General features: G+C 39.5%; 7 protein-coding genes. All 7 read right to left on the bottom strand.

Annotated features, from left to right (window positions below; all coding sequences use genetic code 11):
* Positions 1–15: 15 nt before the first annotated feature.
* The 7 genes from G7092_RS01180 to G7092_RS01150 are packed head-to-tail and all read right to left on the bottom strand — an operon-like array spanning position 16 to position 12254.
* Positions 16–738, bottom strand: coding sequence for a class I SAM-dependent methyltransferase (locus G7092_RS01180; RefSeq protein WP_166085372.1), 723 nt, complete (start codon positions 736–738; stop codon positions 16–18).
* A gap of 30 nt (positions 739–768) precedes the next feature.
* On the bottom strand, positions 769–2292 hold the full coding sequence (locus G7092_RS01175) for a RagB/SusD family nutrient uptake outer membrane protein (RefSeq protein WP_166085370.1): 1524 nt from the start codon (positions 2290–2292) through the stop codon (positions 769–771).
* A gap of 11 nt (positions 2293–2303) precedes the next feature.
* Positions 2304–5450, bottom strand: a complete 3147-nt coding sequence (locus G7092_RS01170) for a SusC/RagA family TonB-linked outer membrane protein (RefSeq protein ID WP_235953755.1) — start codon at positions 5448–5450, stop codon at positions 2304–2306.
* Between the two features lie 21 nt (positions 5451–5471).
* Positions 5472–6578 (bottom strand): DUF5007 domain-containing protein, encoded by a 1107-nt coding sequence (locus G7092_RS01165; protein ID WP_166085368.1) that lies wholly within the window; start codon positions 6576–6578, stop codon positions 5472–5474.
* 27 nt (positions 6579–6605) lie between these two features.
* A complete protein-coding gene (locus tag G7092_RS01160) occupies positions 6606–7697 on the bottom strand; it encodes a discoidin domain-containing protein (protein WP_166085366.1) in 1092 nt (363 codons plus the stop codon).
* A gap of 11 nt (positions 7698–7708) precedes the next feature.
* Positions 7709–9208 (bottom strand): RagB/SusD family nutrient uptake outer membrane protein, encoded by a 1500-nt coding sequence (locus G7092_RS01155; protein WP_166085364.1) that lies wholly within the window; start codon positions 9206–9208, stop codon positions 7709–7711.
* A gap of 34 nt (positions 9209–9242) precedes the next feature.
* A complete protein-coding gene (locus tag G7092_RS01150; RefSeq protein ID WP_166085362.1) occupies positions 9243–12254 on the bottom strand; it encodes a SusC/RagA family TonB-linked outer membrane protein in 3012 nt (1003 codons plus the stop codon).
* Positions 12255–13233 lie beyond the last annotated feature (979 nt).

The following is a 13233-nucleotide window of genomic DNA, read 5'->3' as shown; positions in this document are numbered from 1 at the left end:
ATCATTTATAACATTTTAATTGGATGGATGAAGTCCCGCGAAATAAATCTCTTCGTAAAAGTCGCTGGGGTTAAATCCAAAGTAAGCACCGTTATATTGCAGGGTGTGCACTACCCCGTTTTTGGGTTTAATATCCGAGGAAGATATGAGGGTACGGAAAACTGCATTTTCTGCATTATTTATATCATTTATAAATCCTATTACCAGTGTACGGGGGCCAATATATTTTACGTTATTGGCATCGCCGTATATCACCCCAATATTCACCACATCTCCGCTATAAGAGTAGTATAAAGCTCCAGGGTATTGGTTTTGCAGTGTAAGATCTATCTGCGGGTAATCTTTAAGCCTGTTGATGCCTTTAAACATATATCGCTGTAAATATTTTTTCCAAATCGCGGAGTCGATGTCCGACAATTTTTTCACGGTATCGCGTCCGGCATCGAACAAAAATTTATTTAATGAGCCATCTGTTTTGTTATTGCCAATAGTCCTTTTGATAACATCATCATCAGGAGCAAAAAAGGTAAAATCGGTTTTGCGGAATGTCTCTTCCATCCCAGCCAGTTTTACTATCTGCGCAATGGTATCAAACGGAACTGCTTTGTCCTGTAGATACTGCAACATATCTCCAGGATAATCGGCTTTGGCTTTACCTCCGTCCTTATAATACTCATCCCGTTTACAGCTGGTAAACACCAGTAAAAAACCGGCAAAAACAATAATTATATTTTTCATATTTCTTATTATTACTCTTTTAGGAATAGGTTAATTGCCTCCGTTTACCCAGTACATGTTCAATGACATAAAAGGGTTATTAGCAAGTGCATTACTATTGAGCGGCCATGTCCAGGCACCGCGATTAAATTTGTCTAGCGTTAATACATTATATGACCACTCGCTGTTCATGATTCTACGGGTACGAACCAGATCGAAATAATGATGCCCCTCGCCCATCAGTTCGCGCGATCTTTCCAGGAAGATAAAATCTTTAAGATCCTGCCCACCACCACCAGTATAACGTGTAGCTTCGGCTCTATCTCTAACTTTGTTAAGCATAGCAATCGCAGCATCATCCTGTCCCAATTCAGCCAAAGCTTCCGCACACAGCAATATTTCACCAGCATATCTGAATATCATAAAGGTGTTATCAGGATTAGCGTCCTCTTCGCCGGTTGCAAAGGCATTTTGGGCAAATTTGAGCATCATGAATTTTCCATTATCAGCATATATGTCTGAGTTAAACCATATGGAAACACGCTTATCTGCAGTGCCCGAATACAGCTTCTGCATGTATTCGCCCCGGTAATATGCAAAACTCACTCTATGCGTGTACTCGGGTCTTTTATAAGGGTAATGCAAAAACATATCCCCTATGGGTGCTACATTGGTATTCTGATCGCCATAATTAATGCTGCGATAAAACTCAAAAAGGCTTTCGTCCGATCGTCCTTTAATAACCGTTGCCCACTCACTTAGCGGTAATAATCTGTAGGCATTGCTCTTCACAAGTTCCTGCCCCAGATCGGCTGTTTCCTGATAGTATTTGTTTGCATTTGGTTTGTCAAAGCCAGCGTTCCACATATTCATATTCATGATGAGCGCTATAATACTGCCCTTGGTTGCCCGCACACCTTTTAATGCAGGGTCGGTATAGTTCCAAGGTATACCATCTTTGTATTTTTTAAGGTCGGCGACACATTTATTTAAAACGGACACCATGTTTTCGCGCGGTAATGCGGTTGAATGAAATGCATCGGTATAATAAGGCACATCACCATAAAGCCTAACCATGAAGAAATAAGCAAGCGAGCGTATAAAAGCCGCTTCAGCTTCAAATTGCTTTTTCTCGGTTTCGCTTACACCAGGCACACCTGTTTCCAGCTTCGAGATAAGGATATTGGCACTCTGTATTACCTGGTAATAACCTGTCCAATCGGTGATTAAATAAAAATTATAGAAATTCCATGGGGGATTGCCGTTTATAAGACCCAGCAAATCATTCCGGCCAAGTACCTCCACAAATGCGCGAGCAGGGCCATTATCAGCCTGAGCCTCAGACAACACCTCACCGGAGCGATATTCACCGGTAGCACCTATAAAATGCGTTTCATTAATTTTGCCGAAGAAGGTTCTCGACATATCATAAATATTGGCTACAACGTCGTCTTTTGAGCGGTAAAAGTTGTTTCCTGTTAATTTGTCAATGGGCTGGACATTTAAAAACTTCTTACAGGAAGGTAAACACAAGCTTGCTGCCGTTACTAAAATGTATATCACACTTTTTTTCATGATCCTGAATTTTATTTACTTGTATTGAGTTCAATATTTAAACCTAGATTATAAGTACGCGGTACCGGATATCCGCTTGACACGTCCCGCCCAAGCGAAGTCACGTTCTCGGGGTTGGGGCCTTTATATCCGGAAAATGTGACAAGGTTATTGGTGGAGAAATAAACCCTTACCGTGTTAAATCCGATTCTCCTGGTAAAACGGCGGTCAAACATGTACGAGAGCGTAACGGTATTGATCTTTAGGTATGATCCATCTTCTTGCCACAGTGTTTGATCGGCACGGAGAGGTTGTATCTGGTTAAATCTCGAAAACGAATAAGGATTAGGATAAACTGAGTTATCTCCGGGTTTGCGCCATATATCCAGGTTAGCCAATGGTACTACAGCTAATAATGCATAGGGATCGCGCATGATAGACAGCCTATCGGAAAGGGCATTATTTAAAATTGTGCGCTTTGCTGTGTAAGTGGCGTAAATATTTAATCCGAAATTTTTATAGTTGATATTTGTGGATATACCTCCCGTAATTAAAGGCTGTGAATTACCGGTTATTTCATAATCACGGCTATCAAGTATATAGTCGCCATTAACATCTTTAAAAATCGGGTCGCCGCCTTTAAATGCCAGGCCGTTTGTTTGATACTTTTTACCTGTTACAGGATCCACAGGCACGTTTGCGTCGGTTGAGTAAACCCCCTGATTGATAAGCAGGTAATTTGACAAGGTATTTTTACCTACTCTGAAAACAATATGCTGATAATTATTATAATCAAATTTGATATACTGCCCGTTATACTCCGCAGGTAGCCTCAACAAATAATCGCGATTAATAGCTCCATTAAACGATACTGTCCAGTTAAAATCTTTAGAAGTTATTGGCCGTACCGTTAACATGAGCTCATAACCATAATCGGCTATAGACACATCATTGCTTGTTTTCTTTTGAAAGCCGGTGCTATTAGGTAAAAATCTATCGAACAATAAATTATCTACTTTTTTATAATAGGTATCAAAACTTAAGTCAACCTTGCCTTGCAAAAGTGTCATATCAAAACCAAGGTTGTACTGCGTGGTTGTGGTCGGTTTTAATGCCGGGTTGGGTATAAATTCGTAGTTAACCCCAATAGTTGGATTGTTATTGAAATTACCATTCAGATTATACAGTCCATAAATACTTTGCAAACTGCCCGTTGGCACAATGTTCTGTCCCCAGGTTAATCTTAAACCTCCTGAGGTAAGCCAATCCCAGTTTTTAAACCAGTTTTCTTTATAATAATTCCATCTGAAACCGGCTGCAGGGTTTTTTGAATACGGGTTCTCTAAACCATTTGATGATGTACCATCCAAACGGTATGAAAGCTCCAAAACATATTTCTTTTTATAATCATAATTAAATGAACCGGCAAACGATGCTATAGTAGCATTTTTGTAATTGGATAATACGCCCCCGCCTCTTGAATTATAAGGATCGAATCCTATTGGACCTTCTAATTGATCGTTCGGAATGCGGGTTTGTCTGATGATACCACTTTGGCCGCCCTGCTTATATATTTCATTAAAAGTATTGATGAATATAGTATGATCTGCGCCGAACGTTTTAGCATAGGTGATAGCATTACGGTTATATAATGTAAAGTTTCGACCTTCATAATCATATATCTGCGCAAACTGGGCATTTGCGGCAGCAGGGGTAAATGTTGATTCGGCATCAGAGGTATAATCATAGCTGATGCTGGAAGACAAGGCAAGACCGGGAAGAAACTCATACCGGCCATCAATATTGGTGCGTATATTTCTTGTACTGTTACTATTTTTAGTTTGTAAAGCAGAAGTCACGCCATCGGGTGAAAGATAAAACGAGGGAGGTGGCAGTAAAGTAGAAGCCTGCCCATTTTGAGCTACTCCCTGTTGCAATAAACCAACACCATTTCCCTTGGCCTGACTACCCAAGGAACCGAATAATGAACCAAAAAACCTGAATTTATCATTTGGCTTAAACTCCATGTTCATATTCAAGTTATACCTGTCGAAACCAGTATTTTTAATAACCCCTTTTTCCGAATAGTATCCCATATTCACTTTATAGTTAAAGCGCTCATTTCCACCATCGAGGGATACGTTATGGCTTTGGTTATGTGTTGTACCGTAAAAAATGGCTTGCCAGTTTGTGGAATTGTTCCAGTAAGCGTTCAAACTATCAGCCAGGAAACCAGTCATGCCCAGCTTTCTCAATTCATCAATGGTTGTGGCATTTGATAGTATCTGCTGAATTTTTGCCTGGCGTTCGGCATTCCCACCAAGTGTTTCACGTAGCTTTGGTGTTGCATTAACAAAGAAATTACCGGTATACCGCACCCTTGGCACTTTTGAATTCCCGCGTTTGGTGGTTATGATGATAACACCGTAAGCGCCTCTTGATCCATACATAGAGGTTGCTTGCGCGTCCTTCATCACTTGTATGCTTTGAATGTCCTCTACCGGTATCAATGATAAAGGGCTCACCCCCGGTCCCTGTGTCTGAAAACCAAATTCAGCAGCCTTATCTGCATCCAAAGGCACTCCATCAATAATGTATAAAGGAGATGTGGGTTGTAAAAATGATTCGCTACCGCTACCTGTTACGCTCAGGGTTGATAAACCACGTACCTGAACAGAACCTCTGAAGCCAGGAGCCCCTGTATTATTTTGAACATTTAATCCGGCAACTTTACCTTGTAATAAATTTTCGACGTTTGAAGTTGGAACATCCTGAATATCCTTAGCCGTTATAGTTACCGAAGCACCTGGGGTACTTTCTTTATTTCTGTTCTGATAGGCCACAATAATTACCTCATTAAGACCCTTTTTATCCTCAGTTAGTGTTACCGTTATATTTTTTTGACCGGGCTCAAGTTTTACTTTTTCTGAAACAAAACCAACAAAAGTAAATGTGAGTATACTGTTAACAGGTATAGCAACAGTAAACCTTCCCTTGGTATCTGTTTGGGTTAAGCCCTTACCTCCCAAGTATATATTTACACCCGGCAAGGTTTTATTAGTTGATTTCTCGACTACCGTACCAGTGATAGTTACATTTTGCGCTTGAGCATGAACGTCTGTGCAGCAGAGCATCGTACAAACAACAAGCACTATATAAAATAGTATATGTTTTCTCATCGTGATAAGCTTTAAATTCGGTTATTCGTCTTCAAACTTTGGGTTGTCCTTTAAAAAGTGAAACACTACCTCCCAGTTCCCCTTTTTATATATGGCGAAATCAATTCCGAAACTTGCCACCACCCGGCCACCGCCAAATCCAATTCTGGAGTATTTAAATTCGGAGTGATCTCTTGTTCCACCAGGCGCATAAATAGTTGGTATTGCTACCAGTGGAATAGGATATGCAACATCATACTGCACATAGGTTGCCGTTTTTTGCATATTAAAGCCATGCACAATTTTATCCCATACGGTTTCGTTGAACAAAGCTGGGTTCATTTCTACCGAATCCTTATTTAGAAATTTAAACCTGAGTGAATTTCCGGTACCACCATTAAATGGTCGTATATAAACCACTACATCTTTTTTATCATCGTTGCTTTGTAATGGGATATCGGTTATTGCACCTATCACGCCGTTCAAAAATGGTCTGATATAGTTTCGGCTTGCCGGGTTATAAGGTGTTTTAGGATGCGGAGCAGGTCCACCAGAATAAATGTTAAAATCATCTGAAGGTTCATACGGGCGTTCACGAAATGGACGTACCTGCAAATCCCTGATAACAGTGCTGCCACCTGTATTACTTATTTTAATATCGAAGAAACGGGTATCCTGCGGAAAGTTGGTACTATCGGCCGGCCTTGGTTTAATGAGGTCATTGGTAGATGAAGCCCACATAATAAACTCACCAGACGAGCGCACTTCAAATAATGGGTGCTCTTCCAGTTTTCGTTTCGCCTCTATCTCGGCAAGACTTTTTTCAAGACCACTATAAGGGGCTGTCCATACATAAGTTTGCTTTTTCTGAAAAAGATCAGTAACGGGTTTTCCATCGCCAAAACGGGCATTAATTATCTCAAATTTTATCGGCTGGGTTGAATTATCGCCGTTAAACCCGCCCATTAAAGTGGTGCGCCCTAAAATTGGTTCAAAAATTTTATTGCTGTAATTTATATTTGAACTCAGATAATCCTTCTCGTCTGGAATACCGTATAACTTTCTACAGCTGCTGAGTACTGCTGCAGCAAACAGGATAGCTATAAATCCTTTTTTTACGAATATTTGCATCTGTTTAGTTTTTTTCATTGCATTGATATTTTGATCTTCCATAGCTTACTTCACTTTATTTATAGTCCACTCAGCGAGTTGGAAAAGGCCGCCGTCACGTAGTTCAGTGATATCTACACGATAAAATTTATAAGCCGTAGTATTAGGGCATCTGAAAACCTTTGTCTGGTATCGTTCCTCGAAAAAGAAGTTGCTCCTGCGGTCGAGTTCGGTCCACGCTTTACCATCATTTGAACCTTCATAGGTCCATGCTTTGGGGTCACGTTCCGGAGCATCGTTAGCCGACGTAAGTGTGTAAACTCCTGATACTGCAGGTTCATTTAACTCAAACTGCATCCACAAACGCCCCTGAAGATTAGCCAGAAACTTGGTATGATCATCGCCATCAATTACTTTTTTAGAGCCTTCACCATTATCGGGACCTCCGTCGTTATCTCTTAAAACGGTAAGCTTACCTCCTATCAAAGTCATCAGATTGGGCGGTGGCGGAACAAATGTTAATCGCGATACAAATTCATCAAAACCAAAGATGTGGTCGGGGCTTATTACATGGACAATACCATTTTTGGTACTGATATTATTAGAACCAGTTGTAGTGGAAGACCAGTTTCTGATGAACTTACTCCGTTTGGTATTACTGTATTCAATAACATCAGGACCTCCACCTGTTAGGCCAGATGCAGCTATTTTGGAAACCTTACCATGCATTGGGTATCCAAAACGTACGCTATAAAGATCAAGGCCGTCTTGCAGAAGCAGGGAGTCTGTGGTACGTTTACCTCTGATAATATAGTATGAAACCATAGTATCTAGTTGTACGCCATCAATGTTTGCCAAAAACAACGGATCTTTATCTCCTTGTCGTCTTAGGGTGTTCAAATTATTAATGGCTAACTGAAAACTAGGATTGGTAACTGCAAAAAGGGTAACATTGCTATCCGCCAGCGTTTGTTTTAAGCCCATTCTGTCTATCACAGCCAGCAATGAATCATATACACCTGGTTTACTTTTCAAATACTCGTAGGTATTACCCGAGAATTTTGTACTGTTTCCTGCGGCATTGTGATAACCACCATCTTTTTTACAGGCGCTTTGCAACAACACTACAAACAGCATATATTTTATTAGTCTTTTCATATATGGTTAGTTTATTTCCAAAATGGGTTTTGAGTTAACAGATTATTTTGTGAAATAAGCTTACGCGATACAGGCCAGTATATACCCTGCGAATTGATGAGTTTCAGAAATGCAGGGTTATTTTGCTTGATTTTATTATAGCGTATCAGATCATACCATCGATGGCCTTCGCCCAGGAGCTCGCGGTGTCGTTCTTTAAATATCATGTCAATGATATCCTGATTGAAATCAAATTCGGTTATTCCCCTTCTGGTCATTACCGTCGTTACTTCGTTCATGGCACCATTCAGATCACCCAAAACAGCCAACGCCTCGGCCCGAAGCAGCACGATATCTTCCAATCTGGTAAAAATCAGTGCACTGGTAAAGTATCTGAAAGTTGGATCAGAAACGCCTCCCTGGATAACCTTTATTTTACTAAAAATGGGATACTTACCATTAATGTTGGTAAAGTATCTTTCCGATCGCGGCTGGCCCAGGGTGTCTATGCTAAAGCGCTCATCTTTAGGCTGATCAAATATTTTCAGGATAGTATCTTTCGGGATATAAATATCAGGCACCTTTTTATTTACTACAGGCTCGGCCAAGGTAAGTTCTTCCAGGTGACCCGTTACAGATCCGTCGATGTGTCCCCAATCAGAATCAAAGCCAAACATCTGACTGGTGTTTTTATTATAAAAGAACCCGTTTGATTTGGTAAGGTCTTCTGTACTCTGATAATTGATACCACTTTTACCATAATTGTCTTCAACAAATTTGGTGTAGGTAGCCACATCGGTATAGTTACCCTGCCATGCCGCTAAATGAGCCAAAACCGCGTAAGCTGTATTTTTTGTAGCTAATGCTCCGCCCCACCGGGTGGCATCTTCATTATAATAATTGCCAGGTTGCTGAACATCGTTGCCACTATAAATAAAGGGTAGATCCGTTGCCGATTTAAGTATTTCTTGTTGCGCCCATACTAATATTTTGTTGCTGTTCTCGCGTGGTTGATTTTCAAACTTACCATCGTGCGAAGCGGTGATAAATGGCACATCTCCCCATATTCTCACCATATAGAAGTAAGTAAAAGCTCGTAAAAAGCGAACTTGTGCAACATCAACCTTCAGGTAATTGTCTGTATATCGCTTATCAGCGGCTTTCACGTCGCCAATACGTTCAAGGAAAATATTTGCCGCATTAATTATAGCGTAAAATCGTGTCCAGTCAGACAGGGCATCGATGGTTGGATAGGATGCATTGAGCTGGTTATTGGCCAATGCCTTCAGATCCTGCCGGTTAGGACTGATAAACTCACCCGTCCTTACATCGCCGTAAAGCCAGTGCCCATCATTGTCAGACAAGGCAGCCCTAGTAAGAGCGTAAACCCCTAATATGCCCGCACGTGCATCTTCAAGCTTGTTCCACATATTTTTTTCACCCACAACTCTTGAGGAATCAATATCCAGTGTTTTATTACAGCTCATCAGTGCCGTTACCAATAGCAGCGCGATACATGATATCTTTTTCATTTTTATAACATGATTTTTGTGATCGTTCTTCATATCATAATTCCATTTTTACACCAAGGGTGTATGTTCTTGGTATCGGCAAACCGTAGCCAGTATCATAACCATCATAATTTACCAGTTCAGGATCCTGACCCGTATAGGGTGTTATGGTAAACACATTATTCGCAGTTGCGTACACATAAAACCTGGTGAGTTTAATTTTCTTTGAGCGCATAACTTTGGTAAGATCATATCCTATGGAAACTGTTCTTAATTTCAGGAATGAAGCATTTTCAAGAAAAAGATCCTGATCTACCCGATACGGGATAACTGTGCTCCAGGGGTTATACAAGGGATACTTACTGTAATCGCCGCGCTTCTCCCAAAATGTGATCTCCTTAACAGAATTGACATCGCTATTACCTTCGCGGTTAATAAAGTCAAAGCGATTGGCCATTTCCTGGTGGATAAGGTCGCGGCCCAGATTGAAATAGAGGTTTACATTTAAGTTCCAATTGCCATATCTAAAAGTGTTATCATAGCCACCTGATATGCGGGGCAATGAGTGCCCTTTCAATGTCTTATCTTTGTTATCAATTACATTGTCGCCGTTTATATCCTGCCATTTGGGATCACCAGCGTGTAATGCAATACCATTATATTTAAGTGATTGACCGTTTACAATTGGTATTTCACTTTCAGATTTATAAATGCCATCGTTAGTTAGCAGCCAGTACTGATCTACCGGACTACCTACCTTTAAAAGCTTATTATCTATTATAATTTGGTTTAAACCTCTTGGCAGAGCTTTTAATTTATTAGCGTTATGATTAAGGTTCAAGGATGATGTCCACCCAAATTTTGTACTGCGGATGATATTGGCTGATATAGACACATCGATACCCGTATTATTTACAGCCATGCCGCTTTCGATCGACTGCTTATAACCATACTCAGCAAAAGCAGGGATACCAATCAGCAGGTTCTTTTCCTGTTTCAAGTACCAATCAACCGAAAGATGTAAACGGTTGTTCAGTAAACTTGCATCTGTACCCAGGTTTAGCTGATTTGAATATGACCACGGAATTCCATAGCCTACCCATCCGGTAGAATAAGGCCTGGTTAATACACCAAACCCATTATATCCGGGTACGGTTAAATTACCTGTATATCCTACCGATGCGGTATACTGAGGGCCCTGCGCATAATTGTCAAATGCGTTAAGCCTACCTAACCTACCCGCGCTTGCACGTAAAACAAGATCGCTTACAGTAGTACTGTGGTTAAGTAATTCTTTTTTAATACTCCAGGCGGCAGATACTACTGGTGAATAAAACCATCTGCTGGTAGGTTGGGCATTTGATGAGCCATCGGCACGTACTGTTGCCGATAAAAAATATTTTCCTTTAAATGAATAATCTGTTTTAGCGTAAAAAGAAACCAGGTTGTCCTTGATCTTATCCAGAAAACGATAGGTTAATTCTCGTGGAAAAGCTGTGGTATTCAGATAATCAGGGTTATCAGATCCATCTGGGTTTTTAGGATTTGAAACTAACAGATTTATTTTAATATAATCATTTACCCCTTTGTAAGCGTAAGCGTTGCTATACTTATAAATATCCCATTGAGTTGATTGTCCAAGTTCAAAATGAAAATCATGTACTTTATTTATGGTCAAATCGTAGGTTGCCCTATTATCTGCCATGATGCGTTGACTAAAACCAAAATAATTGGAAGCATAGCTATTGCCTTGTAAAAGAGTACGCGCATAAAATACATCGCGATAACCTTCATTGTAATCCACATTAAAGGTGGTCACAAACTTAAATTTCCCAAGGTCGATCCCTATTTTGGCATAACCATCAATAATATTGTTCTTATTATTATCAAAACCTTTTTTGTACTGTTCAAGGTAATCGGCATAAAAGTCTTTGTTGGGTGGCAGCGGCGCGCTCAGGTCTGGGAAGTAATTGATCTGGGCAAATCGGTCACGCAGGTATTTATTTCGTTGCCGTTCAACCCGGTTAGCATTTACCATAGCCGAAAAAAGGAGCCATTTTATAGGCTTCATGTTGATATTGAACATGGCGCTATATCGGTTTAGCCCTGTACCATCAGCAACACCTTCATTTTTCAGATCACCTAATGAGAAGCGGAAATTAGCCCGGTCGGTTCCTCCGGAGATGCCAAAATTGATACCATAAACTACCGCGTTACGATAATAAAGATCACTCCAATCGGATTTCCCGCTATAAACATTATTTAATGAATCGCTCAGATAAATAGGATAATTTTCATCATCTGAATATCTTCCATTAGTTGTATAGAGGTCATAAAAACGTTGCCTGAAAGCGTTTTCATATTTACCATTTATAGTAGTTACATGGGGCCGTTGCGCCAAACCTATATAAGAATCAAAGGTGATGCTTTTGGCAGCCACGGGAGTTTTAGATGTTAAAACAATAACCCCATTTACTGCCCGTGGGCCATAAATTGCTGTGGCAGCTAAATCCTTTAATACTTCTACAGAAGCGATATTATTCATATCGATATCTGCAAAAGGATTGGTAGCAGTCCCCATTCTGTTATAGTTATATAACTGTATATCGTATGCAAACGGGTGTTCGGTTACAAGCGGGATACCATCAAGTACAACCAATGGTTGCGATTGGTAAACATCTCTGGGAGAAAGCAGCGGCATAGGAACACCTCTTATAAACATATTTTGCACACTGCCTGGCTCACCGGAAGGCTCTTGTATATATAAACCGGAAAATTGTCCTTTTAAAAGCTGCTGCAGGGAAACACCAGGAAACTTTGACAAATCATAAGGCTTCTTGCTAACGCTGTCTGCCAGTTTATTATAAATGGTGTGTCTTTTAATAATATTTATACTATCTTTTAATAATGAATCTTTAACCACCGTATCGCGGCGGACATGAGCATTATCATTAAAAAGAGCATGCTTTATTTTGCTTTTTTTACCCTCATTCCCCTTAGCTAAGCCAGTAAGTGCACACGTGGTAATTGCAGCAAAAACCACAAGGCACAGCCATAAGTATCGCATAATTAATGGATCTTTAGATTGATGAAATAAAAATTTGTGATTTAAAGGATCATATCCTGTTATGTCCGCAAATGATTTGCGCGAACAAAGGATGCCTTTAGATTAAGTAGAATGTAATTCTTTTTCCATAGTGGCGATTTTGAGTAAAAAGAACACGTTACCAAAAATAATCTGCAGGAATATTCTTGACAACGGCGCATACTTATGCACCCACAGATTTGTCATCAGGGACGACGAAACCCTTGTGTTCTTTTCACTTTTGGTGATTAGGTTAATTAATAAATACTCTTGGCATCTAAAAACCTCCATAAGAGATTTTCATTGATGGCTTCCTTATCAGGATATTGATTCCCGGAAGATGTGGTACAGGTAAATCAGGTTCTTCATGTTAGTGATATTGGTTAATTTAATAAGTACATAAATCTCAAAAAAAGCCTTTCAGGTGGACTAAGTTATTGAGCAGTAACGTATTTTTTACAATTGGTTTTAACAAATATAATTAACAAAAACGTTTTACCAAGTGATATTAAAAAAATAATAAACTTTTATTATTTCGATCAGAAACAATCGATAAAAATTAAAAAGTTGACAAAAAAAAGAGCCTTTATTTAACTCATCTTTAAAAAAGAATAACATTATCAACAACTTAAAGTCATAAAAACAGGTCAAAACAGGATCGTAAACAGCTAAAAATCATCATAAAATGTAATTTATACAGTTTTAAGTTAAAGCTTATTATAGCATTTACAAAAATACAGTCATAATAAGCTTTAACTAAATTAGCGATATTTGCCTATTGGAAAACAGTCAGCTCATTTCTGAATAGTTCAACATCCAAGTTCTGAAGACTATAGGCTGATTTTTTCTAAATATGAGATAAATAAACCCAGATGGAAACGTTCAATTTCGGGCATCTCCATATTTTATGAATTTGACATACTTGTTAAAAGAACTTAGATATCTTTTAAATACCAGTTGT

It is taken from the genome of Mucilaginibacter inviolabilis (assembly GCF_011089895.1).
Classification (GTDB): Bacteria; Bacteroidota; Bacteroidia; order Sphingobacteriales; family Sphingobacteriaceae; genus Mucilaginibacter; species Mucilaginibacter inviolabilis.
The sequence above is the reverse complement of the archived record's forward strand: the minus strand, read 5'-3'. Positions and strand labels throughout refer to the sequence as shown.